Source organism: Azospirillum cavernae, assembly GCF_003590795.1.
GTDB classification, from domain to species: Bacteria; Pseudomonadota; Alphaproteobacteria; order Azospirillales; family Azospirillaceae; genus Azospirillum; species Azospirillum cavernae.
Genome location: NZ_QYUL01000001.1, coordinates 1,645,144 through 1,670,335 on the forward strand (window position 1 = coordinate 1,645,144; position 25,192 = coordinate 1,670,335).

At 66.3% G+C, this 25,192-nt stretch carries 19 protein-coding genes; 13 read left to right on the top strand and 6 right to left on the bottom strand.

The window, feature by feature from the left end:
- Window positions 1-27: 27 nt before the first annotated feature.
- The 7 genes from D3877_RS07480 (at window position 28) to D3877_RS07510 (ending at window position 9,878) form a co-directional block, all read left to right on the top strand.
- Window positions 28-438: a response regulator transcription factor gene (locus D3877_RS07480; protein ID WP_119830035.1), complete on the top strand. Its 411-nt coding sequence runs from the start codon at window positions 28-30 to the stop codon at window positions 436-438.
- Window positions 435-2,639: a 3'-5' exonuclease gene (locus D3877_RS07485; RefSeq protein WP_119830036.1), complete on the top strand. Its 2,205-nt coding sequence runs from the start codon at window positions 435-437 to the stop codon at window positions 2,637-2,639. The genes D3877_RS07480 and D3877_RS07485 overlap by 4 nt, the downstream gene beginning before the upstream one ends.
- Window positions 2,636-2,845 carry a hypothetical protein gene (locus tag D3877_RS07490; protein ID WP_119830037.1) on the top strand — a complete coding sequence of 70 codons (210 nt, stop codon included), beginning with the start codon at window positions 2,636-2,638 and terminating at the stop codon, window positions 2,843-2,845. Before D3877_RS07485 ends, D3877_RS07490 begins: the two co-directional genes overlap by 4 nt.
- Before the next feature lie 29 nt (window positions 2,846-2,874).
- Entirely contained in the window at window positions 2,875-5,568 is a 2,694-nt protein-coding gene (locus D3877_RS07495) for a sensor histidine kinase (RefSeq protein WP_119830038.1), read from the top strand.
- 331 nt (window positions 5,569-5,899) lie between these two features.
- Complete coding sequence (locus tag D3877_RS07500) at window positions 5,900-7,516, top strand: hybrid sensor histidine kinase/response regulator (protein WP_119830039.1); 1,617 nt, start codon at window positions 5,900-5,902, stop codon at window positions 7,514-7,516.
- 47 nt (window positions 7,517-7,563) lie between these two features.
- On the top strand, window positions 7,564-9,486 hold the full coding sequence (locus D3877_RS07505) for a PAS-domain containing protein (RefSeq protein WP_238474770.1): 1,923 nt from the start codon (window positions 7,564-7,566) through the stop codon (window positions 9,484-9,486).
- Complete coding sequence (locus D3877_RS07510; RefSeq protein WP_119830041.1) at window positions 9,483-9,878, top strand: response regulator; 396 nt, start codon at window positions 9,483-9,485, stop codon at window positions 9,876-9,878. Before D3877_RS07505 ends, D3877_RS07510 begins: the two co-directional genes overlap by 4 nt.
- 41 nt (window positions 9,879-9,919) lie before the next feature.
- Here D3877_RS07510 and moeB read toward each other — a convergent pair whose 3' ends face one another.
- Genes moeB through D3877_RS07530 form a run of 4 tightly spaced genes read right to left on the bottom strand, consistent with a single transcriptional unit; the run spans window position 9,920 to window position 14,137 of the window.
- Window positions 9,920-11,077, bottom strand: a complete 1,158-nt coding sequence (moeB, locus tag D3877_RS07515) for a molybdopterin-synthase adenylyltransferase MoeB (RefSeq protein WP_119830042.1) — start codon at window positions 11,075-11,077, stop codon at window positions 9,920-9,922.
- Between the two features lie 44 nt (window positions 11,078-11,121).
- Window positions 11,122-11,400: a MoaD/ThiS family protein gene (locus D3877_RS07520; RefSeq protein ID WP_119830043.1), complete on the bottom strand. Its 279-nt coding sequence runs from the start codon at window positions 11,398-11,400 to the stop codon at window positions 11,122-11,124.
- Window positions 11,397-12,779: a TfuA-like protein gene (locus tag D3877_RS07525; RefSeq protein ID WP_119830044.1), complete on the bottom strand. Its 1,383-nt coding sequence runs from the start codon at window positions 12,777-12,779 to the stop codon at window positions 11,397-11,399. The genes D3877_RS07520 and D3877_RS07525 overlap by 4 nt, the downstream gene beginning before the upstream one ends.
- Window positions 12,776-14,137 carry a YcaO-like family protein gene (locus D3877_RS07530; RefSeq protein WP_238474771.1) on the bottom strand — a complete coding sequence of 454 codons (1,362 nt, stop codon included), beginning with the start codon at window positions 14,135-14,137 and terminating at the stop codon, window positions 12,776-12,778. The genes D3877_RS07525 and D3877_RS07530 overlap by 4 nt, the downstream gene beginning before the upstream one ends.
- A gap of 377 nt (window positions 14,138-14,514) precedes the next feature.
- Here D3877_RS07530 and D3877_RS07535 point away from each other — a divergent pair, with 377 nt between their 5' ends.
- Window positions 14,515-16,065, top strand: coding sequence for a hypothetical protein (locus D3877_RS07535; protein ID WP_119830046.1), 1,551 nt, complete (start codon window positions 14,515-14,517; stop codon window positions 16,063-16,065).
- A gap of 1,464 nt (window positions 16,066-17,529) precedes the next feature.
- A complete protein-coding gene (locus tag D3877_RS29320; protein WP_147395103.1) occupies window positions 17,530-18,087 on the top strand; it encodes a hypothetical protein in 558 nt (185 codons plus the stop codon).
- A gap of 208 nt (window positions 18,088-18,295) precedes the next feature.
- Here D3877_RS29320 and D3877_RS07545 read toward each other — a convergent pair whose 3' ends face one another.
- A complete protein-coding gene (locus D3877_RS07545; RefSeq protein WP_119830048.1) occupies window positions 18,296-18,850 on the bottom strand; it encodes a GNAT family N-acetyltransferase in 555 nt (184 codons plus the stop codon).
- 278 nt (window positions 18,851-19,128) lie between these two features.
- Between D3877_RS07545 and D3877_RS07550 the strand changes: the two genes are divergently transcribed.
- The 4 genes from D3877_RS07550 to glyS all read left to right on the top strand — a co-directional run bounded on the left by D3877_RS07550 (window position 19,129) and on the right by glyS (window position 23,035).
- On the top strand, window positions 19,129-19,578 hold the full coding sequence (locus D3877_RS07550) for a hypothetical protein (RefSeq protein WP_238474772.1): 450 nt from the start codon (window positions 19,129-19,131) through the stop codon (window positions 19,576-19,578).
- 116 nt (window positions 19,579-19,694) lie between these two features.
- On the top strand, window positions 19,695-19,967 hold the full coding sequence (locus D3877_RS07555) for a hypothetical protein (RefSeq protein ID WP_119830049.1): 273 nt from the start codon (window positions 19,695-19,697) through the stop codon (window positions 19,965-19,967).
- A gap of 98 nt (window positions 19,968-20,065) precedes the next feature.
- Entirely contained in the window at window positions 20,066-20,947 is an 882-nt protein-coding gene (locus D3877_RS07560; protein WP_119830050.1) for a glycine--tRNA ligase subunit alpha, read from the top strand.
- Window positions 20,948-23,035, top strand: coding sequence for a glycine--tRNA ligase subunit beta (glyS, locus tag D3877_RS07565; RefSeq protein ID WP_119830051.1), 2,088 nt, complete (start codon window positions 20,948-20,950; stop codon window positions 23,033-23,035).
- Between the two features lie 71 nt (window positions 23,036-23,106).
- Here the strand turns inward: glyS and D3877_RS07570 are convergent, their stop codons facing one another.
- Window positions 23,107-25,149 (bottom strand): sulfatase-like hydrolase/transferase, encoded by a 2,043-nt coding sequence (locus D3877_RS07570; RefSeq protein ID WP_119830052.1) that lies wholly within the window; start codon window positions 25,147-25,149, stop codon window positions 23,107-23,109.
- Window positions 25,150-25,192 lie beyond the last annotated feature (43 nt).

A 25,192-nucleotide genomic window follows, 5' to 3' on the forward strand; every position in this document is an offset into this window, starting at 1 on the left:
GACCGACGAGCCGGAGGAAGCCCCACCATGAAGCCGACCATCCTGGTCGTCGACGACGAGCCAAGCATCGTCCTGTCGCTCCAGGTCCTGCTGCAACGCGCCGGATTCGACGTGCGCGTCGCCCGCAATGGGGAGGAAGCGATCCAATCGGTCGAATCCTTCACCCCCGATCTGATCCTGCTCGACGCCATGATGCCCAAGCGCGACGGCTTCGACGTCTGCCAGACCTTGCGCGCCAATTCCGATTGGAAAAGCCTGCCGATCATCATGCTGACGGCGAAAAGCCGCGACGTGGAGCGGCAAAAGGGCATGGCGCTGGGCGCCACCGACTACATCACCAAACCCTTTTCCACCCGCGACCTGCTGGCCACCGTGCGCCGCCATCTGGGAATCCCGGCGGACGCCGCCCCGGAAACCACGCTGGGGGGCGGTCGATGACCCTGCCCGCCTCCAGCGCCGACGCGCCGACGCAGGCCGCCCCGTCCGCCGTCCGGCCGCCACCGGCCCCGCGCCGGATGGTGCCGCTGATCTTCCGCGCCGTCGGCGTCGGGCTGGTGGTTCTGTCCGTCGGGCTGGCCGTGGCCGTGCGCGATTCCGCCGCCGCCGATCCGCTGCTGACCTACGCCGTGGTGATGACCGGGGCGCTGGCCGCCGGGGTGTGGGGGCTGTGGCTGGCGGTGGACCGCTTCCTGCTGCGCGCCGCCGAAACCTTGAGCCGCGAAGCCGGGCTGATCGCCCATGGCAACGCCGAGGGGGCGGTCGGCGGGCGGGTGCCGCTGGCCCGTTACGGCGATCTCGCCCCCATCGCCCGCGCGGTCAATGATCTGTCCGACAAGCTGGCGCTGGTCCGCCGCGACATCGCCCGCACCGTCGCCGAATCGACCGCCAAAGCGGAAGAACAAAAGACCCGCCTCGCCGCCGTGCTGCGCGACCTGCATGAGGGCGTCATCGTCTGCAACACGAAGCATCAGATCCTGCTCTACAACCAGACCGCCCTGGACATCCTGCATCTGACCGGCGATCTGGGGCTTGGCCGCTCCCTGCTGCATTTCGTGGTGGCGGAGCCGGTGACGCACACGCTGGAACGGTTGACCCTGCGCGTGCGCGAGGGGCGGCACGTCGATCACGAGCACGGGACCACCGCGCAATTCATCGGCTCCACCACCGACGGGCGCATCCTGCTGGAAGGCCGGATGAGCGCCGTCCTGCAAGAGACGGAGGACACGGGCGACGAGCCGCCGACCATCACCGGCTACGTCGTCACCCTGTCCGACGCCACCCGCGAGCTGGCGGCGCTGGGCCAGCGCGACGCCCTGCTGCGCGAAGCGACGGAGGGGTTCCGCGCGCCCATCGCCAATCTGCGCGCGGCGGTGGAGACGCTCTACGACAACCCCGATCTGGGGCCGGGCGACCGCGCGGCGTTCGAAAGCGCCATGATGGAGTCGACCGGCGCCCTGTCGCAGCGGCTGGAACGCGTGACCACCGCCTACCGCGACGTCGTCACCGGCAGTTGGCCGATGAGCGACATCCATTCCAACAACCTCATCAATCTGGTCCGCCACCGCGTCGGCGGCGAAGCGGCGACGGTCGTCACCCTGACCGGCCTGCCACAATGGGTGCATGGCGACAGCTACACGCTGGTCGTGCTGTTCGGCCATCTGATCGGCTCGGTCCACGCCCTGACCGGGGTCACGGCCTTCGATCTGGCGGCCGACGCCGGGGACCGCTGGGTCTATCTGGATCTGGTCTGGCGCGGCGCGACCGTGCCAAGCGCGACGCTGGACGGCTGGCTCGACCAGCCGCTGCCCGGCGGCTTGGGCGGCTTGACCGTCGGCGACGTGATGCAGCACCACCGCAGCACCGTCTGGTGCGAGCCGGTGCCGGAGCGCGAGGGCTTCGTCCGTCTGCGCATGCCGCTGCCGCCCGCCTTGTCGCCGCCCTCGGCCCACACCCTCATCAAACCCAGCGCCCGCCCGGAGTTCTTCGATTTCGGCCTGCTGCACCAACCGCTGGCGACCAGCGAGTTGGGGCGGACGCCGCTCGACCGGCTGCATTACGTGGTGTTCGACACCGAAACCACCGGCCTGTCGCCCAGCACCGGCGATGAAATCATCCAGATCGCCGCCGTCCGCGTCGTCGGCGGGCGCATTCTGACCGGCGAGACATTCAACACGTTGGTCAACCCGAAGCGGTCGATTCCCGCCGAATCGATCCCCTTCCACGGCGTCACCGACAGCATGGTCGCCGACAAGCCGACGGTGGACAAGGTGCTGCCGCAATTCCGCAGCTTCGTGTCCGGCGCGGTCATGGTGGCGCACAACGCCGCCTTCGACCTGAAATTCCTGAAAATGAAGGAACGGGCCAGCGGCGTGGTGTTTGACGGGCCGGTTCTGGACACCATGCTGCTGTCGCGGATGCTGCTGGGCAACGACGGCGACCACACGCTGGACGGCATCGCCGAACGGCTGGGCATCGCCGTGGTGGACCGCCACACCGCGCTGGGCGACAGTCTGGTGACGGCGGCGGTGTTCCTGCGCATGGTCGAGATGCTGCGCGAACAGGGCGTGACCACGCTGGACGACGCCATTCGTGGCGCGAACATCCTGGTCGAGCTGGCGGCGCGGGAGCGGGCCTTTTGACCGCCGGGCCGGAGGCCGCCAAGCCGCCGCGCCGCGACCGCATGGTCGGGCTGTTCCTGCTCGCCCTGGTTCTGTTCAACCCGCCGCTGCTCCGCCTGTTCGGGGTGGAGGGCGCTCTGTTCGGCCTGCCGCCGCTTTACGCCTACATCCTGATCGCCTGGGCGGCGGTGATCGGCTTGGCGGCGCTGGTGGCGGAGCGGCGATGATGAGTTCTTCGCGCTTGGGAGGCTGAGCGATGGCCTGGACCAGCGTCCTGTTCGTTTCGCTGGCCTATTTGTCGGCGCTGTTCGCCATCGCCCATTGGGCGGACCGGCGGGCGGCGGCGGGGCGCAGCGTCATCGCGTCGCCCACCATCTACGCGCTGTCGCTGGGGGTTTATTGCACGACCTGGACCTTTTACGGGTCGGTCGGGCGGGCGGCGTCGCTGGGCATCGGCTTTTTGCCGATCTATCTCGGCCCCACCCTGCTGATGCTGCTGGCCCCGCTGCCGCTGCGGAAAATCCTGCGGATCGCCAAGAACCAGCGCATCACCTCCATCGCCGATTTCCTGGGAAGCCGCTATGGCCGCAGCCCCCTGCTGGGCGGGCTGGTCGCGCTGACCGCCGTGGTCGGCGTCACCCCCTACATCGCCTTGCAGTTGAAGGCGGTGGCGGTCAGCTTCGACGCGCTGACGGGGACCGGCGCGGGGGAGCGCCTGCCCTTTCTCGACAATGGGTTCCTGATCGCCGCGACCATGGCGCTGTTCGCCATCGTCTTCGGCGCCCGCCAGATCGACGCCGCCGAGCATCACCCCGGCATGGTCGCCGCCGTCGCCTTTGAATCGCTGGTCAAGCTGGCGGCCTTTCTCGCCGTCGGCGGCTTCGTCGTCTGGGGGCTGCATGACGGGCTGGAGGATCTGTTCCGCGCCGCCGCCGCCCGCCCCGACGTGCAGCGCCTGTTTTCCGCCGATCTGGCGTTGGGCGGCGGGGCATGGACCACCAGCCTGGTGTTGGCGGCGGCGGCGGCGCTGTGCCTGCCCCGGCAATTCCAGGTCATGGTGATCGAGAATGTCGATGAGCGGCACCTGAACCGCGCCCTCTGGCTGTTTCCGCTCTACATGCTGCTCATCAACCTGTTCGTTCTGCCGGTGGCGGTGGCTGGGCTGCTGCGCTTTGGCGGAACCACCGACCCGGACCTGTTCGTGCTGGCCCTGCCGATGGCGGGCGGGGCGGAGGGGTTGGCGCTGCTGGCCTTCCTCGGCGGGCTGTCCGCCGCCGCCGGGATGATCGTCGTCGAGTCGGTCGCCCTGTCCACTATGGTGTGCAACGATCTGGTCATGCCCGCGCTGCTGCGGCTGCGCCACCCGGCGCTGGAACGCTCGACCGACCTGTCGCCGCTGCTGCTGACCATCCGCCGGGCGGCCATCGCCATCATTCTGCTGCTCGGCTACGTCTATTTCCGGGTGGCGGGGTCGGCTTACGCCCTGGTCTCCATCGGGCTGATTTCCTTCGCGGCGGTGGCGCAATTCGCCCCGGCGCTGATCGGCGGGCTGTATTGGAAGGGGGCCACCCGGCGCGGCGCGCTGGCCGGGGTCGCCGCCGGGACGCTGGTGTGGGCCTACACGCTGCTGTTGCCCAGCTTCGCCCGGTCGGGCTGGCTGCCCGCCTCCTTCATCGAGCTTGGCCCGTGGGGCGTCGCCGCCCTGCGGCCCTACGCCCTGTTCGGGCTGGAGGGGTTCGATCCGCTGACTCACGCCCTGTTCTGGAGCGCGTTGGCCAACATCGGCCTGTATGTCGGTCTGTCGCTGTTCGACCGCCCCGATTCGGCGGAGCTGGCCCAGGCCGCCGCCTTCGTCGATGTGTTCGAGCGCGCCGATTCGGCGGAACCGATCGCCGATTGGCGCGGAGCGGTGCGCGTCGGCGACCTGTCCCGCGTCGTCGCCCGTTTTCTCGGACCGCAACGCGCCGAACGGGCCTTCGCCGGGGATGACCCGGAGTCGCTGGCCGGGCCGAAGCGGCTGCGGCTGGCCGAACGGCTGCTGGCCGGGGCCATCGGCGGCGCGTCCGCCCGCGTCGCCTTGGCCTCAATCGCGCCGGGCGGGGCGGTCGGCACGGCGGAACTGCTGCGGATGCTCGACGAAACCAGCCACGTCATCGCCCACAGCCGGGCGTTGGAACTCAAAACCGCCGAGTTGGAGCGCGCCACCGACGCGCTGCGCGCCGCCAACGAACGGCTGACCGCGCTGGACCGGCTGAAGGACGAGTTTCTGTCCACCGTGACGCACGAGCTGCGCACGCCGCTGACCTCGATTCGCGCGCTCAGCGAGATCCTGCACGACGATCCCGGCATCGAGGCCGACCAGCGCCGCGAGTTTCTGGCCATCGTCATCGCCGAAAGCGAGCGGCTGACCCGCCTCATCAACCAAGTGCTCGACATGGCGAAGATCGAGGCCGGGGAAATGGATTGGACCATCGGCCCGCTCGACCCGGCGGCGGCGCTGGAGCAGGCGGCGGCGGCGACCGCCGGGCTGTTCCAGGAACGCGGGGTGACGCTGGACACGGCGATTCCCCCCGATCTGCCGCCGGTTTTGGCCGATCAGGATCGGTTGGTTCAGGTCGTCGTCAATCTGCTGTCCAACGCCGCGAAATTCACGCCCCCCGGCGGGCGGGTGACGCTGTCCGCCGAAAAGCGGGACGATGCCCTGCGCGTGGCCGTGACCGACACCGGCCCCGGCCTCGCCCCCGAACATCATGAGGTCGTCTTCGACCGATTCCGCCAAGTGGGCGACCCGATGACCGACAAGCCCGCCGGAACCGGTTTGGGGCTGGCCATCTGCAAACGCATCGTCGAGCATCTGGGCGGGCGAATCGGCGTGGTCAGCGCCCCCGGCGCGGGCGCCTCCTTTTGGTTCACCCTCCCCCTGGTGAACGCGCAAGACCGCCGCACTTAAGCAATCAAGACGCGTCAATGGGCAAACACCCCACTCCACAGGCCAGAAACGCGTGTTACTATAACGCGCACGTCATGCCGCGCGATGCTGGTGGAAGGGATAAGTCTTGCGGTTTTCCGGCCTTGACCGACGATTGGCGCCCACAACCCCGACAGGGCAAAGCGGCTCACCTCTTCCCGTTGGCGCAATCCGCGCTTATGGTGTGACCGACGGTTCCGGCTTCGGGCGGCGAACGGCACGGGGTGTTCGCGCTCTGTCGGCTGGCCGCGTTCGGGGAACGGTCCCGCAAAAACGATTCGCTGATTCAGCGGGTTGGCGTTAGGGAAGCGGGATGGGCAAGATTCTGGTGGTCGATGACGAGCGGGATGTGGAGGCGCTGATTATGCAGCGCTTCCGCCGCGCCGTCCGTGCGGGAGAGTTGGAGTTCCTCTTCGCCCACAACGGGCAGGAGGCGTTGGCGACGTTGCGCGCCGAACCCGACATCGACATGGTGTTGAGCGACATCAACATGCCCGGCATGGATGGCCTGACCCTGCTGGACCATTTGCCGCAGGTGAACGCCGACATCCGCGCCGTGATGGTCTCGGCCTATGGCGATTTGGGCAATGTTCGGGCCGCGATGAATCGCGGCGCCTTCGACTTCATCATCAAGCCCATTGATTTCGCCGACCTCGAAGCCACCATCCACAAGACGCTGGACGCCTGCAAGACGGTGCGCAAACTGCGCGACGCCTTGCAGGAAACCCGCACGGCGGAAGCCGCGTCGCGCGCGCAAGCCGCCCGGTTGCGCCGCGTGCTCGACACCAGCCCAATCGGCGTGTCGATCCTGACCGAAGCCGGGGAGCTTCTCTACAGCAACCAGCGCTGCGTCGAACTGTTCGGCGCCACGCCCGACTCCATGCGCCAGCGCGGGGCCGACGCCCTGTTCCGCCATGTCGAGGACCGCGACCGCCCGGCCAATCGGACCCGCGACGGCGAGGCGATCCGCAACGACGAAATTCATTTCGTCCGCGACGACGGCCGCACGGTCTGGATGATTATGTCCTTCGACCACACCGTCTATGAAGGGCGCGCCGTTTACATCGTCTGGCTCTACGACATCACCGAACGCAAGGTCCAGGCCGAGGCGCTGCGCAGCGCCAAGGAAGCGGCGGAAAAGGCGTTGAGCGATCTGGAACGCATGCAAAGCGACCTGATCCGCGCGGAAAAGATGGCCGTGATCGGTGAATTGATCGCCGCCGTGGCGCACGAGATCAACACGCCGGTCGGCATCGCGCTGACCGCCGCCACCCATCTGCAAAATGTTTCCGAGGCGATCATCCTGACCTTCAACGGCGGGCTGCTCCGCAAAAGCGACTTTCAGGAGTATGTCGGCACCGCCAGCGAGGTGTCGGGCCTGCTGGTGTCCAACATCGAACGCGCGGCGGCCCTGGTGCAAAGCCTGAAGCTGGTGACGGAGGGCAAAGCGTCGTCGCCGCGCAGCCGCTTCGACCTGCGCGAATATCTGTCCGACATCATCCTGGCGGTGCGCGTTCAACCCGCCGCCATCGGTCATGATCTGCGGCTGGAATGCCCGGACGGTCTGGTTCTGGACACCTACCCCGGCGCGCTGACCGAGGTGTTGATCGCCCTGTTGACCAACGCCTTCGCCCACGCCTTCGACCCCGACCATCATCCAGGCGGTCACGTGGCCGTGACCGCCCGCCTGTTGAGCGATGAGCGGGTGGAGTTGCGGGTGTCCGACAATGGGCGCGGCATCCCAACGGAAATCCTGCCGCGCTTGTTCCAGCCCTTCGCCACGACCCGGCGCGGCGCGGGCAGCATGGGGTTGGGCTTGTACGCCGTGTTCAATCTGGTGACGGGCAAGCTGGCGGGGGAAATCAACATCGACAGCGCGTCTGATTGTGGGACGTCCGTCATCCTCCGCCTGCCGCTCGACGCGCCTTAGAGCCGATTCATCAAAGCCTAAGCAGGTTTCTCCAGATCGGGCCACACATGGCCCGGCCTGGAGAAACCTGCGGACTCTCTGTTTTGCAGGTTTTCCGAGCCTGCCCATGTGTGGGCAGAGTTCGGAAAACCTGCTTGCGGATCGCACAGGCTTTTCACCCGCTTGCTCGAACGCGCCTCGCCGTCCTGATTGCATCGCCGCCGTCCCTGCACAACAATGACCGAACACAAACGGCATCGGGACACAGCACGGCCATGAACGCTCCTGACCACAGCGGCGAGCACCTTCTGGACGGCACCATCGATCCCCCCGTCACGGTGGAGGGCACGCTCGACAGCGCCCGACTCTACCGCGATCAGGTCATGTCGATCATGCCCGGCCTGCTGGTCCATCGCGGCGAGGACATCCTCCATTGCAACGAGGGGCTGGCCCATCTGCTGGGCTATCTTGCCCCCGACGATGTGCTGGTTCTGCCCAGCGTGATGCGGCTTGTGCCCGACGACGCCCTCTTCTCCGAGCGTCAGGCCTATGACCAATGCCTGTCCGGCCTGACGCGCGCCGACGTCCGACGCACCAAGCGGCGGCGCGCCGACAACAGCGTCCAGTGGTTCGATCAGGTGCTGGAGCCGATTGATTGGGGCGGAAAGCCGGCGGTGATGGAGATGCTGGCGCAAGTGCGCCCCCACATCGGCTTCACCGAATTGCCGCATCAATGGCAACGGCTCCAGGCCGCCATCGACGCGATGCCGAACGGCGTCCTGATGCTCGACCGTGAAGGCCGGATGGAAGGGTTGAACAGCGAGTTGCTGCGTCTGTGGGACTATCCCCCCGGCCTGTTCCCACCCGGCACGCCGATGGACGTCATGCTGCGCTACAACCACCAGCGCGGCGATTACGGCGATTGCACCGAGGATGATAAAATCTCGGAAATCCGCAAGTTGTTCCAGGTCAAGGGCGTCATCAATTCAGAGCGCCGGGTTCCCAGCGGACGCGTTTTGGACATCCGCACCGCGCCGCGCGCCGACGGCGGCATCGTCGTCACCCATGTTGACATCACCGAACGCAAACGAATCGAAGACGAGCTGCGCGAAGCCAAGGAGCGCGCCGAATCCATTCTGGAAGAGCTGCGCGACACGCAGCAGCAACTGATTGTTCAGGAAAAAATGGCCTCCCTGGGCCAGCTCACCGCCGGGATCGCCCATGAACTGAAAAACCCCCTGAACTTCGTCAACAATTTCGCTGAACTGACCAGCGAATTGCTGGATGAACTGCTGAGTTTGCTCGGCCCATTGGACAATCGGCTCGACCAGGACGCCCAGGCCGAGGCCAAGGATCTGGTGTCGAGTCTGCACAGCAACTTGCGCAAGATCGCCGACCATGGCCGTCGCGCCGACAACATCGTCAAAAGCATGCTGGCCCATTCACGCGGCGGCGGCGGCGAATGGCAGCGCACCGACGTGAATCCACTGGTCGAAGAGGCTCTGGCCCTGGCCTATCACGCGGTGCGCGCCCAGGATCGCGAGTTCAACACCAGTTTTATCCGCCATTACGATCCAAACGTCGGCGAGGTGAAAATCGTTCCCCCGGACATTTCCCGCGTTCTGGTCAATCTGTTCACCAACTCCTTCTATGCGGTGCGCAAACGTCAGCAAGCCGAAGCAGACCCCAACTATCACCCCACGCTCACCATAGCGACGTCTGATTGCGGCGACAAAATAGAAATTCGCGTTCGTGATAATGGCGTCGGGATGTCACAGGCGGTAATTGCGAAACTCTTCACGCCATTCTTCACAACCAAGCCAACAGGAGAAGGAACAGGCTTAGGACTTTCGCTCAGCTATGACATCGTGGTACATCAACATAGGGGTCGCTTTGACGTTGCCAGCGTTGAGAACGACCACGCAGAGTTCACGATCACGCTGCCACGCGCCATTCCGGCGGTGTCGCTAGGGGAGCGCCGCAAGCCATGACCCTGGGTATTCTTGTCGTTGACGACGAACCCGACATCGAAGATTTGTTCCGGCAACGTTTCCGTGCGGAGCTGCGCAGCGGGCAGGTGGCCTTCCATTTCGCCGCATCCGCCGAGCAGGCCTTGGAAGCGTTGGACGTCGGTCTGACCCCGGAAACCTTCCTGGTGCTCAGCGACATCAACATGCCCGGCATGAGCGGGCTGGATCTGCTCCAACGGCTGCGCGCGCAGACGCCAGAGGTTCCGGTCATCATGGTGACGGCCTATGGCGACATCGAAAACCGCCGCCGCGCGCTTGACAACGGCGCCACCAATCTGGTGACGAAGCCGGTGGATTTCACCGAATTGAAAAAGCTGGTGAACTCGATCATCGCTGACAAGCAGGCCGCGTAACCGGAGAGCGCCCTTTCCCTGCCGGAAAAGGGCGCCCATCGTCACACCCCGCAGACCGCCGCCAGATCGGTCAAAGCGACCGACGCGCCCGGCCCGCAAGACGGGCATTCGGGATCGACCGGAACGGCGATCTCGTTGAATTCGCCGCGCAGACCGTCATACAGCAGCAGACGCCCGGCCAGCGGTTCGCCCAGCCCCAGCAACAGCTTGATCGTTTCCGCCGCCATGATCGTGCCGATCACGCCCGGCAACACCCCCAACACGCCCGCTTCCGCGCAGGATGGCGCGTATTCCGCCGGGGGCGGTTCGGGAAACAGGCAGCGGTAGCAAGGGCGCGCGCCCGGCGTCGCGCCGCCGAACACCGACACCTGCCCCTCAAAGCGGAAAATCGCCCCATAGACATTGGGAACGCCCAACGTCACGCAAGCGTCGTTGACCAGATAGCGCGTCGGCAGATTGTCCGACCCATCCACCACCACGTCGTGACCGCCCAGCAAATCGAGGACGTTGCCAGCCTCCAGCCGGGTGTCGTGCGCCACCACCTCGATGGTCGGGTTGAGGTCGAGCAGAGCCGCCCGCCCGCTGTCCACCTTGCGTTGGCCCAGACGGCTTTCGGCGTGCAGGATCTGCCGTTGCAGATTGCTGCGCTCCACCTTGTCGTCGTCAATCAGGGTCAGACGACCGACCCCGGCCGCCGCCAAATACAAGGCGATGGGCGACCCCAGCCCGCCAGCGCCAATCAGGGCGACGCGGCTGCGCAACAGACGGTGCTGACCGGCTTCACCGACCTCCGGCATGGTCAAATGGCGGCGGTAGCGCTCGCGCTGGGCCGCGTCGAGTTGCGGCGGCGTCTCCACCGGCAGGCCCGCCGCCTTCCAGGCGGAAAAGCCCCCGGCGAGCGACCGGACATCGCCGTAGCCCAACCGCGTCAAATCCTCCGCCGCGAACAGCGACCGCGCGCCACCGGCGCACATCAGCACCAAGGTCCGGCTGGCGTCGGGCGCTTTCTCCTCGATCCGCAATTCCAGGAAGCCGCGCGGCAGGCGCACCGCCGCCACCGGACTGCCCGTCGCCGTCTCCTCATCCTCGCGGACGTCGATCAGCAGGGCGCCCGCCTGTTGCAAGGCCAAAGCCTCAGCCGGGCCAACCTCTGGAACACGGGCGCGCAGCTCCGCAAGCCGCCGATCCTTCAAGCTCATGCAACCCTCCTCACGCGCCACTGGGCCGCGTCGCCGTCACCCGATCAACCGCCCGCCAGAGCGACCATCACCGTCAAGGTGGCTCCCGCTGGCAGCGGCGCGTCCAGCCCGCCCAAACGGCGCACATCCTCCCGCCCGAGATAGACATTGACGAAGCGGCGCAAATCGCCCTCCGCCGTGAACAGCCGGTCCTGGAACGTCGCTTGCCCAGCGGTCAGCGCCGACAGGGCCTCGCGCACGGTCGCGCCCGGCACCGCCACCTGGTCGCGCCCGCCGACAAAGCCGCGCAGCGGCGTCGGAATGCGGATCGTCACGTCACTCATGCCTCGACCTCCTCCTTGCTCAACGCCGCTTCGGCTTCCTTGGCCAATTGGCGGAACAGATCACGGACCTGCTTGGCGCGCATCAAATCAATGCGCAGATCATGGCCGTCCTTAAAGCCATACTCCTGCGCCCAAACCTCCGCCGGGGCGTCGATCCGGCATTGGGTGTTGGCCAGATGATCGGCCAGCAGATCCTCCAGCGCGCCCGGCGGCTGGCGGCTGGCGTCGCCGAAATGCAACTGCGTCACCCGGTCGATCAAGGCCGCCTCGCTGGCGGTCTGTTCATACAAACCGCGCAGGCGCAACTCGTTCAGCACGGGTTTGGTGGTGCGGGCGAGGTAGCGGCGGGACACCAACCAGCGCCGCATCGCCCGCTCAACCGCCAACTCCGCAATCAGCGCCGAGAATTCCGGGTCGCTCAGATCGTTGCGGCGGCACCAGTCGGCCAGCCCGACCGGGTCGACAATCCCGCGCGAGGCGCAGAAACGCTGCACCTCTTCGGTGATCTCCGCCGGTCCGGCGGCGACGCCGACGACATCGGCCAGTTGGGCGATCAACAGCCGCCCCAGAGCCGCCGCGTTGATCTCGGCGAAGTCGGGGCGGTGCAACGCCGCGTGGCTGGCGATTTCCGACAAGGGCGCGCTGTGGCCGCCATGGGCGACGCGCCGATCCCGCTCGTACAGCACCTCGAAATAATGGGACGCGTTGAAGCTGAAGGGGGCCGGACGCGGCGCCTGATCCAACCCGCGCAGATGGGCGAGCAGCCCCTCGGCGTCCAGCCGCTTCTGGTCCACCGATCCGCTGGCGAGGAAGTCGTCCAGCCGCGCCGCCTCTTCAACCGTCAGACCGGCGTCGGCCCAAATGCGGTCGCGGGTGCGCTCCGGGAAAAAGCGCGCCTTGGCCGCCACCAGCAACCGCTCGTGCAGCGCCGCGTCGATCACCCCGGCGGCCTTCGCCGCCGCCAGACTGGCGCGCAGATTGACCAGCGGCTCCGACAGCGGAAAATAGCCGTCTTCCGCCCCAGCGTGGGCCAGCGCGACCTCGTCATCGCCCGTCAAGCGGCCCTCGACATAGTCGCGCGCCACAACGCCGAAGCCGATCATGCCAAAGGGCAAGCATTCCGCCGCCCGCAGCGCGCCCATGCTCGACGCGCCATACACCGCGACGCCGCTGTGCAGCGCGAAGAGGATTTCCTTGTGCCACACCGACAGAGACTGCCCGAACACCCCGTCGATCAGCGCGATCGCGTCGGGCCGGTGAATCGTCATGGCGCTGAGCAGATCGGCCTGCGAGGCGGGCGGCAGATAGACCGCGTCCGGCAGAATCGCCCGCGCGTCCTCAACCGGCATGGTCGGCCCAAGAAAGACGCAAATCTTCATGACGCGGCTCCCGCCTGGGTCGCGGCGTGGGTGGCGAGCGCGTTGGCGAACGCCACCGGACGGGCGCCCGGCGTGTAGAAGTCGAAACCATAGCCCTCCAGGCCGGGGACCACAACGCGGACCACGGGGATGCCCATCTCCTCCTGCGTCAGGTCAAACACCAGAACCTGCTCCACCCCACCCCGTCGCAACGCCGCCAGCAGCCGGGTGATGTCGCCCTCGAAGGTTGGGGTCGATTGGTTGGTGAAGCGCCGGGCGTCCGCCGTCGCCGGTTGGCTTTCCATCGCCGCCACCTCCGCCGCGCCGTCGGCGTTCTGGTTGCGTTGCAGATCGCGGCGAAAGAAGTCGTCGCGCGATCCGGCGATCAGCACCAGACGCGACTGCACCGATTCGGTCAGCGCCCGCGACATCGCCACCGCTGGCTCCAGATGCGTGCCATAGCCCCGATGCATGCCACTTTTGCGCACATCGCGGTCATAGACGATGGAGAGGTAGGTGGGAACGCCCATGTCGGCGGTCAGGTCGAACAGCAACGGGCAAATGCCAGCCTCGTCAAAGCGGCGCAGCAGGTCCTGCACCACCGGGCTGTCCACCGTGCTCAAATCCACGCGCGGCGTCGGCCAACCCAGCGCCTGGGCGGCGTAGCGCCAACAGGCGGCGGAGTCGCGCTCGATCACTTCATAGAGAGCCGAGGCGATGGCCTCCAAAACATGGTTGCCGCTGGCCAGCCCGTTGGTTCCCATGGCGTAGAAACTGCGCAGCCCCGGTCGCGCCACCGGATTGCCGAGCAGCGCCACCGACGCCCACGGCGCCGCCACCATCCGGTTGTTCATGAGATCCCAACCCCACGCCCAGAATTCCGGACGGTCGGCGCGGAAAGAACCGTTCTTGGTGCCGGGCAAACGTTCCACCGGGATTCGCGCGTCGGCGGGCAGATCGTTCCAACTCGCCTCGACATAAGGCAGGCGGATGGTTTCCGCATGATGGAACTCAATGGCCTCCATCGCGGCGGACACCGTGGCGGCGGCCAAGCTGAAGCCCTTTCCCGCGCTGCCGGACAGCGTCGGGCTGTTGGGACGGTGGCCCAACACGGTGTGAATCCCCAGCCGGTCCAGGCCGGTCACGTCGGCCAGCCGGGTGATGCCGCAGCGGCCCAAATGGGGCGCGATGCGCGCAAGCGTCTCTTCCGGCGTCGCCGTGCGGTGGGTGCCCAGAAAGAAGCGCTTGGCGGCGCGGTGAACGGCATCGCCCAACCGGATCCCCGGCTCGGCTTGCGGCGACGTTGGGCTGTCGGTCATCGGGTAAGGCAGGATCAACGACTCCGGTCGGTCGGGGATGGGGACGCGACGCCCCGGCACGATTCATGGCGTTGGCGGACGCGACGAACGGAACAGGATGTGAGACAGGCCTATCCGCAACACCCTGTCTTATCAGGCGGTCTGGAAAAGCTCAAACAGCGCCAGAGCGTTCGGACGGATGTGAGCGAGGGCGCGGCGCCCCGCCGGATTGGGCCGCCAGTTCCCTGGAGCCAACCCGGCGGAGCGCCGCAACACCGTCAGTCGACCTTCGTCGGATCGACCGCGCCAACCGGCGCAGCGCCCGCATCCGGCGCCGGAGTCGCCGCCGCGATGCCTCCGCCCGCGATGGCTCCCGCCGCAATGGCGCCGGAAGCGATCGCGCCCGCCGCAATCGAACCAGCGGCAATCGCGCCGCCTGCGATTGAACCGGCGGCGATTTGGCCTGCCGCAATCGTGCCGCCAGCGATCTGACCCGCCGCGATCATGCCACCAGCGATCTGACCAGCCGCAATCGAACCAGCCGCAATCGGACCACCAGCAGGCTGACCCGCCGCAATCATGCCGCCAGCGATCTGGCCCGCCGCAATCGAACCAGCGGCAATCGGACCACCAGCAGGCTGGCCCGCCGCAATCATGCCGCCAGCGATCTGGCCCGCCGCAATCGAACCAGCGGCAATCGGACCACCAGCAGGCTGACCCGCCGCAATCATGCCTCCGGCGATCTGACCAGCCGCAATCGAACCAGCGGCAATCGGACCACCAGCAGGCTGACCCGCTGCAATCATGCCACCGGCGATCTGACCAGCCGCAATCGAACCAGCGGCAATCGGACCACCAGCAGGCTGACCCGCTGCAATCATGCCACCGGCGATCTGGCCTGCCGCAATCGAACCAGCGGCAATCGGACCACCAGCAGGCTGACCCGCTGCAATCATGCCACCGGCGATCTGGCCTGCCGCAATCGAACCAGCGGCAATCGGACCACCAGCAGGCTGACCCGCCGCAATCGTGCCGCCAGCGATCTGACCCGCCGCAATCGAACCAGCGGCAATCGGACCACCAGCAGGCTGACCCGCTGCAATCGTGCCACCAGCGATCTGGCCAGCCGCAATCGAACCAGCGGCAATCGGACCACCAGCAGGCTGACCCGCTGCAATCGTGCCACCGGCGATCTGACCAGCCGCAATCGAACCAGCGGCAATCGGACCACCAGCAGGCTGACCCGCCGCAATCGTGCCTCCGGCGATCTGGCCTGCCGCAATCGAACCAGCGGCAATCGGACCACCAGCAGGCTGACCCGCCGCAATCGTGCCGCCAGCGATCTGACCAGCCGCAATCGTGCCGCCAGCGATCTGGCCCGCCGCAATCGTGCCACCGGCGATCTGACCAGCCGCAATCGTGCCGCCAGCGATCTGGCCTGCCGCAATCGTGCCACCGGCGATCTGACCAGCCGCAATCGTGCCACCGGCGATCTGGCCAGCCGCAATCGTGCCGCCAGCGATCTGACCAGCCGCAATCGTGCCGCCAGCGATCTGACCAGCCGCAATCGTGCCGCCAGCGATCTGACCCGCCGCAATCGTGCCGCCAGCGATCTGACCAGCCGCAATCGTGCCGCCAGCGATCTGACCCGCCGCAATCGTGCCGCCAGCGATCTGGCCCGCCGCAATCGTGCCGCCAGCGATCTGGCCCGCCGCAATCGTGCCGCCAGCGATCTGACCAGCCGCAATCGTGCCACCGGCGATCTGGCCAGCCGCAATCGTGCCACCGGCGATCTGACCAGCCGCAATCGTGCCACCGGCGATCTGGACCAGCCGCCAATCGTGCCGCCAGCGATCTGGCCCGCCGCAATCGTGCCGCCAGCGATCTGGCCCGCCGCAATCGTGCCGCCCGGCCAGCGATCTGGCCGCCGCTCGTGCGCCAGCGATCTGGCCGCCCGCAATCGTGCCGCAGCGATCTGGCCTGCCGCAATCGTGCCACCGGCGATCTGACCAGCCGCAATCGTGGCCGCCGTGGCGATCGATTCGGCGGCGACGCCGACGTCCACCCCACCGCTTCCATCCGTCAGGCTGCGGAACGCGTCAGCCGCCGCCGAGCGCACATCCTCCGCCCCGACCCCTTCAAAGCCGCTCTGCTCAAGCAGCGCACGCTTGCCATTGGCGTCCTGAGCGTTCAACCGATCACGGAAATCGCTGTCGGTCGCGAGTCGCTTAATAAGATCGAGTGCCCGTTCGTTCGCCATTCCTGCCCTCTTATTTTGCTTTGCCGGTGGGATAGCGGCAATCGCGGACACTATATAAATTAAAAACAAGGCATCCTAGGAAAATTTCATCCTTAGCGCGTATATCCCTCCACCAATATCCTTGACGATAACATAAAATCCATTATTGAGACTTGTCCGCCCTCATCACCGTCACCTCTTTATTACAAAAAGACTGCAATGCATACAGCATGAAATCAACAACATCAGACTGAACCTTGAGCGCTTCATTGAGGGTGTTTGGAAAAACAAAAGAGTGCATTAGAAGGCGATTGCAATATTTCCGCAGAGTTCCAAAGACACAAAAAATCACGAACCCCTTGATTAATTGCAAGCAGCGAGGCTGCACGCAGCCCCGCCACCGCCATCACAAGCAAAAAACACTCGAAGATTTGGTGAATTTTCAATTCAGAATTGGCGACTTCATGCCTTTTGACAGGCCCTCCGACGCCACCACCGCAAACGCAGCGCTGTGGTCCAGACAGTCCATCGCCTCCGGGAAACGCTCAGCCTGCTTGAGGTTCAGACGAGCGGCCAAAGCAACGCGCCGACGCGAAACGGCTTTACGCGAACCCGCCGCAGCCGAAAGCCACCGATTCGACAAGGCGCCGATCCGCGCCGCTCGCGCTTTGACCCGTTGAACCGGCGTCTGCTCTGCCGTATGGCGGCTCGCTCCAGCGACTGGCTGACCAAACGCAGCGGCGGAGGACGCAGGCTGACCAAACGCAGCGGCGGAAGACGCAGGCTGACCAAACGCTGCGGCGGAGGACGCAGGCTGACCAAACGCAGCGGCGGAGGACGCAGGTTGACCAAACGCTGCGGCGGAGGACGCGGGCTGACCAAACGCTGCGGCGGAGGACGCGGGCTGACCAAACGCTGCGGCGGAGGACGCGGGCTGACCAAACGCGGCGGCGGAAGACGCGGGCTGACCAAACGCAGCGGCGGAGGACGCAGGCTGACCAAACGCAGCGGCGGAAGACGCAGGCTGACCAAACGCTGCGGCGGAGGACGCAGGCTGACCAAACGCAGCGGCGGAGGACGCGGGCTGACCAAACGCTGCGGCGGAGGACGCGGGCTGACCAAACCAAGCGGCGGAGGACGCGGGCTGACCAAACCAAGCGGCGGAGGAAGCGGGCTGACCAAACGCAGCGGCGGAGGACGCAGGCTGACCAAACGCGGCGGCGGAGGACGCAGGTTGACCAAACGCAGCGGCGGAAGACGCAGGCTGACCAAACGCGGCGGCGGAAGACGCAGGCTGACCAAACCAAGCGGCGGAGGACGCGGGCTGACCAAACGCAGCGGCGGAGGACGCGGGCTGACCAAACCAAGCGGCGGAAGACGCGGGCTGACCAAACCAAGCGGCGGAGGACGCAGGTTGACCAAACGCAGCGGCGGAGGACGCAGGTTGACCAAACGCAGCGGCGGAGGACGCGGCGGATTGCGGCGCCGTCTCACTCTGAAACTCGATTTGAGAGGTGGTCACGCCACGCTCATCGCTTGCGCCGCGAAACAGGCCCGCAGCGGCGGGAGCAATGTCGGCAGCCGTCACGCCATCAAAGCCGCTCTGCTCAAGCAGTTCACGCTTGTCTGTCAAACCGTTCAACCGATCCCGAAATTCGAGATCCGTCGCCATCCGCTTTACAAGCTCCAGCGCAGTGAGAACCATATTATCAACTCCTGGTCATTCGATTTTCATCGCGAGATGCGCAATGCGATACAAAAGCATCCAACGATTCCATCGTTTCTCCAATAAGCAATGTTTCCTCGGGAGATTATTTCAATTTTTAAAACCACGCGAACACGCGTTGCCACTGGAAATATGCGGTTGTTTCGGATTCGGTTCCATTTTGGGAAATCAGAACCCTCGATCACGGCGCCCCGCACAGCCGACGCATCGACCAATCAACGAGAAGAACGCTCACAACCGCCGCCGCGAATCGGGGCGGGGCGGGGCGCGCGCCTTACGACCGCCCCCGACGCGCGCGCCACTCCTCACGGGTCTGCGACCAGATGTCGATTTCAATCATCTCCAACGGAGCTGGCAGTTGCCCAATTCCCCGCAACCGGGATCCCAGCCGGGTTGCGACGGCCTGCGAGGCGATGTTGTCGGGAACGATGGAATGGATGATTTCGTCCCAACCCAGCGTGTCGAACACCCAATCAATGGCGGCGGTCGCGGCCTCGACGGCGTAACCCCGCCCCCATCGGTTGCGCTCTATGGCCCATCCAACCTCGCTGCCGGGCCACCCCTCGGGCATCCACGGCCCAACGCGCCCAATCCAGTCGCCGGACTCTTTCTCGATCACCGAAAACATGCCGAATCCCTGAATGGTCCAGGCCCCCGCCATGGTCAGAAAGCCCCGCCACGCCACCGAGCGCTCTTGCAAACCGCCAATGAATTTCGTGGTTTCATCGTCCGCCATCATCGCGGCCCACCCCTCGAAATCCTCCGCCTCCGTCGGGCGCAGAATCAACCGGGGCGTTTCCAGCACCACATTGCGCAAAACTTTCACCATTCACCCTTCCGGCACATCATGGCCAACACTCCAACGCCGCAACGCGCGATCCGATCGACAAACAGGCGAAAAAACCATCACAGACGCTTGCCACGACCACCTTCCACAAGCAGCGAATGCCCGTCCAGTGCGAAAAACCAGCGAAACCAGCAACCCTCCACACCGCGCGGCAGCCTTAACCCAGCCACATTCGCTCGATAAAATGGGAACAAAACCTCCGCTGGCCTCTTTATAGTGGAGGGACGATGGCGCTTCGGCGCCCTCAACAAGGAGAAACCATGATGATCCGTCTTTGCACGTCCGTCTTGACCCTGGCCGCCATTGGCGGCGCGGCGCTGGCGTTGAGCGGGGGGACGACCCCGGCTTTCGCGCAGACCATGTCGGCGGCCGCACAACCGGAATGGACCGAGCAGGCCAACCAGCGCCCGACCAAGCCGGGGGACGAGGCTCTGACGGCGGGCACACTGTCCATCCGCACGGCGACCACCATGCCGGGCACCGTCAGCGTCTATGTCCGCAACGGCTACCCCTTCGCCATCGTGCTGACGCGGGTGGACGCGGTGGAGTGCATGAACATCGTCACCACCGATTGCGGTCTGATCGGTCAGGATCTTCCCGTCGCCTCGGGCGCCGAAATGCTGGTCCGCACGCTGCGGCAGGCCGATCCAGCCAAGACCTACGGCGTCACCCCGACCTTCACATGGCGGCCCGCCGTCGCCTCGAAGTAACCACGGCGCTTGACTTCACCCGCCCGCCGGGCTGAATGCCAGAACACCGACGCCGCGCCGTTCCGGGATCCCCCGTCGCGACGGGCGGCGTCGGGTCCACACCGGCGGTTTCCGCGATGCTGTCCTTGCCCAAACTTCTTCTTCTCGTGATCGTCGTCGCGCTGGTCTGGTTCGGCTGGCGCTGGGTCGCCCGCGTCCAGACCATTGGCCGCGCCCGCACGGAGGCGCGCCGAAACGGCGCCGCCGCCCCGACCGGCTCCCCCTTCACCCCCCGCGCCGCCAGCCCGACCGACGCGGAGGATATGGAAAAATGCCCGGAATGCGGCGCTTACGTCGCCCCGCGCTCCGCCGTGTCCTGCGGACGATCCGCCTGCCCCTACGGTCGTTGAGCGCCGCGCCGCGTCCTGCGGATTCGGGTCCGGCTTGATTCCGCCGTCGCGCCCGCCTATCTTGCGGCGCTTTCAACCTTCTTTTTTGTGGACCGTCCATGGCCTCCCAGAGCGGGACTTCCGCCGACAGTCGCGGCCTGTCGTTTCAGGCTCTGATCCTCAAGCTTCACCAGTTTTGGTCGGAGCAGGGCTGCGTCATTCTCCAGCCCTACGACATGGAGGTGGGGGCCGGCACCTTCCACCCGGCGACGACGCTGCGCGCGCTCGGCCCCGATCCGTGGAAGGCGGCCTATGTCCAGCCGTCGCGTCGGCCCAAGGATGGCCGCTATGGCGAGAATCCCAACCGGCTTCAGCATTATTACCAGTATCAGGTGATTATGAAGCCGTCGCCCGCCGACCCGCAGGCGCTGTATCTGGACAGCCTGCGCGCCATCGGCATCGACCCGTCGCTGCACGACATCCGTTTCGTCGAGGATGATTGGGAAAGCCCGACGCTCGGCGCCTGGGGCCTGGGCTGGGAAGTCTGGTGCGATGGCATGGAGGTCACGCAATACACCTATTTCCAGCAGGTCGGCGGCATCGAATGCGACCCCGTCGCGGTCGAGCTGACCTATGGGCTGGAGCGTCTGGCCATGTATGTCCAGGGCGTGGAGAACGTCTATGACCTGGATTTCAATGGGCAGGGCGTGAAGTACGGCGACGTTTTCAAGCGCGCCGAAATCGAATACTCGAAGCACAATTTCGAGTACGCCAACACCGACATGCTGCTTCAGCATTTCAAGGACGCCGAGGCCGAGTGTCAGGCGCTGGTCGGCCAGAATTTGGCCCTGCCCGCCTATGACCAATGCATCAAGGCGTCCCATCTGTTCAACCTGCTGGACGCGCGCGGCGTCATCAGCGTGGTGGAGCGCGCCGCCTACATCGGCCGCGTCCGCACGCTGGCCAAGGCCTGCTGCGAAGTCTGGACGGGGGCCAAGTAAATGACCGAATTTCTGCTCGAATTCTTCTCCGAAGAAATCCCCGCCCGCATGCAGGCGCGGGCCGCCGACGATCTGAAGCGCCTCGTCACCGACGCGCTGACCGCCAACGGCCTGAGCTTCACCGCCGCCGCCGCCCATTCCACCCCGCGCCGTCTGGCGTTGGTGGTCGATGGCCTGCCCGACCGCACCGCCGACGTGCGCGAGGAAAAGAAGGGGCCGCGCGTCGGTTCGCCCGAACAGGCGGTCGTCGGCTTCCTGAAATCCGCCGGGTTGGCCAGCCTCGACCAGTGCGAGCAGCGCGACACCGGGAAGGGTGTGTTCTATTTCGCCGTCACCGAAAAGGCTGGCCGCGCCACCGCCGAGGTGTTGGCCGAGATCATCCCGACCGTGATGGCCGCCCTGCCCTGGCCGAAATCCATGCGTTGGGGCACCGGCACGGTGCGCTGGGTCCGTCCGCTGCACTCGATCATCGCCCTGTTTGGCGGCAAAATCCTGGACGGCGGTTTCGAGATTGGTGGAACGCAGCCGCGCGTCGTCTTTGGAAACAGCACGCGCGGCCATCGTTTCCTCGCCCCCGACGCCTTCACGGTGGACAGCTTCGCCGACTATCAGGCGAAGCTGCTGGCCGCCAAGGTCGTGCTGGACCGCGACGCCCGCAAGGCCAAGATCAAGGCCGACGCCGAGGCGCTGGCCGCCCGCGAAGGTCTGACCCTGTCGCCGGACGAGGCGCTGTTGGACGAGGTCGCCGGGCTGGTCGAATGGCCGGTCACGCTGATCGGCTCCATCGACGAAAGCTTCATGGACGTGCCGTCGGAGGTGCTCATCACCTCGATGCGGACGCACCAGAAATATTTCGCGGCGCTGGATGCGGCGGGCAAGATGGCCCCGCGCTTCATCGTCGTCGCCAACACCGAAACGGTGGATGGCGGCAAGGCCATCGTCGCCGGAAACGAGCGCGTGCTGCGCGCCCGCCTGTCCGACGCCAAATTCTTCTGGGACCAGGACCGCAAGACCAAGCTGGAAGCCCGCGTCCCGGCGCTGGAAAAAATCACCTTCCACGCCAAGCTCGGCACGGTGGCCGAGAAGGTCACGCGCGTCCAGTTGCTGGCCGCCGAAATCGCCCGGACCATCGGTGCCGACGTGGACGCCGCCAGCCGCGCCGCCTTGCTTTGCAAAGCCGATCTGGTGACGGAAGTCGTCGGCGAGTTCCCCGAAGTTCAGGGGATCATGGGCCGCTATTACGCGCTGGGCCAGGGCGAGAGCGCCGAGGTGGCCGACGCCATCGCCGCCCATTACAAGCCGCTCGGCCCGTCCGACAACTGCCCGACCGCCCCAGTCTCCGTCGCCGTGGCGCTGGCCGACAAGATCGACACGCTGGTCGGCTTCTTCGCCATCGACGACAAGCCGACGGGGTCCAAGGACCCCTACGCGCTGCGCCGCGCCGCGCTGGGCGTGATCCGGCTGGTTCTGGAGAATGGCTTGCGCCTGCCGCTGTCGGCGGTGTTCACCGCCGCGCACGGCGCTTACACCGTCGGCGGTTTCGCCGCGTCGAACAGCGTCAGCGGCGACCTCATCGCCTTCTTCGCCGACCGCCTGAAGGTGGTGTTGCGCGAGCAGGGCGTGCGGCATGATCTGGTGGACGCCGTGTTCGCTCTGGGCGGCGGCGACGATCTGGTGCGGCTGCTGGCGCGGGTCAAGGCGTTGCAGGCCTTCGTCGGTTCCGACGAGGGGGCGAATCTGTTGGCCGCCTACAAGCGCGCCTCCAACATCGTCCGCATCGAAGAGAAGAAGGACGGCGCGTCGTTCGACCAGCCGGTCGAGGCCGCCCGTCTCGATCTCGCCGAAGAACAGGCGCTGTTCGCCGCCCTGAACGCCGCGTCGGCGACCGCCGCCCCGCTGCTGGCGGCGGAGGATTTCACCGGCGCCATGGCGGCGCTCGCCAACCTGCGCGGCCCGGTGGATGATTTCTTCACCAAGGTGACGGTCAACGCCGACGATTCGGGTCTGCGCGCCAACCGCCTGCGCCTGCTGACGCAAATCCGCGCGACGTTGAACGCGGTGGCCGATTTCTCGAAGATCGAAGGCTGACGTCCCGCATCGACCTAGGGGCGGCAGCCCCTAGGTCGATGAAATCACGCCGCTTTATTCCGCTCAGACCCTTAGGCCGGGACGGCCGGTTGAACGTCCAGCCCCGCCCGCCGCTCCACATCCACCAGCAGGGCGGCGAGGCGGTCGGCTTCGGCCTGAACCGCCGCCGCGTCGTACCAGTTGGGCAGATTCTCCAGGTCGGCGCGCGCCGTCGGGGCTTGCCCGATCACCTGCACGAGGTTGGTTTCCTCGTTCGGATCCCGGTTCAGATCATACATCTCCCATTCCAGCAGAAGCGGGTTCGACGGGTCGAAATAGCGGGCCAGCTTGGCGTTGTCGGCGCGCACGCACCGGATGTGGTTGGGCTGGCGCACCGGGCCGGGGGACAGTTCCGGCACCTCCTTGACGTTGAAGGCGCCGGTGCGGACGGCCTCGACGGTCTGGCAGTACACCTCATACGCGCCATAATAGTCGGGCTGGGTGATCCGCCCCTTGTCGGCTGGCTGCGTCACCTCGTCGTCGGTCATGAACAGCACGCCTTCGCGCGGCTGACCGTTGGGGTACGTCACCGGCGTGCCGGGGGTCTTCAGCACCGGGGTCAGGTCGACGCCGGGCAACGGCGCCATGGTGTGGCGCTTGGCCAGTTCGGCCTCCGCCTTGTCCAGAGCCTTCCGACCGACGCCGGTCAGGCCCAGAACGGTGGGCACGAGGTCGGCGTGGCTGGTCACGGCATCCACATGCCGCAGCGTGGTCCCGTCGCCGCCCATCGAGGCCGGGAACCGGACGACCATCGGCACATGCACGGCCTCCTCATAGGCGACGTGCCACTTCTCCAGCATCATGTTGTGGGCCGCCCCCAGCTCGCCATGGTCGGCCACGAAGAGCACGATGGTGTTCTCGGCCTGCCCGGAATCCTCCAGGGCCTGGAGCACGCGGTTGATCTGGGGATCGACCTGGGAATGCAGCCAGGCATAGAATTGCAGGAGCTGGATGCTGTACCCCTCCGGATCCTCGGAGAGCTGGAACGGAATGGTGAATTTCAGGGCCAACGCCACCGCAGCTTCCCAGTCGGCGGTCCCGGCCACGTTCCCGGCGGCGCTGACGGCGCCGTGGCTCGCCTTGGCGGACAGGGCCAGCCCGATCTTGTAGGCGGCGTCGAACTGGCATGACGGCTTGGTCGACAGATCCTCATTCCAGGTGGGAATCTGGCCAGCGCAATCCTGCGGGAATCCCTGCGGGTTGAGCGGCATCGACATGGTGCCCCCGGTCGGCGGGAGCGACGACTGCCCCTGAAGGGGCACGTCGAGCGGGCCGAACACCGACTGGGTCTTTGCCGTGCTTCCATCGGTCGGCGGCAGGGCCTGGGAAATCACCGTGGGATATGTGGCGATGTCGTGGGGGTTGGTGAAGGACACCACCGCGAACCACGGGCGCTGGGCGGCGTCAGTCGCGGGGGTGTTGGGGCCGGGCCGGGCCTCGTCCGCCGAAACCCCGTAATTGTAGGGCAGCGCCAGCCCACGGCGGTGCAGGAACAGGCAAGCGTTGTCGGCGAAACCGGCGTCGCGGTAGATGCCCAGATTGTTGATGGCCGCCCCATGGGGTTCGGGATAGGACAGCTCCCAATCGGAAAAGCCATAACGGATCAGCGAATGGCCCGCCGGGTTGCTGACATGCCATTTGCCGAAATAATGGGAGGAATAGCCGATGGCCTGCATCCAATGACCCAGGGTGGGATGGCCGTCGGCCTCCAACCACGGGAATTGGGCCGCGTTTCCATCCTTGAACATGCCGTCGGTCTGGGTCACGCCGGTGCGGTTGCCGTACTGGCCGGTGAACATCACCGCACGGCTGGGGGTGCAGGCGCTGGACGCGATGGTGTGGTTGTGCAGCGCCACCGCGTTCCTGCGCAACCGGGTCAGGCCGGGAAAGAAGCGGGCGTATTCGTTCTCGCCCACATCCGCCTCGCCCCGGAATCCCAGGATCCGCTTCAGCGGTTCCGCCAGTCCGCCATTGGGACCATAGGAAAAGCGCGGATAGCGGTATTGATCGACGGAGATCAGCAGAATGTTGGGCTGCGCGCCGTTGCTCTGCGGTCGGTTGGTGTTTTCAGTCATGACAATATTATCCTTCGCGATCCACATCGGGGAAGAGCGACGT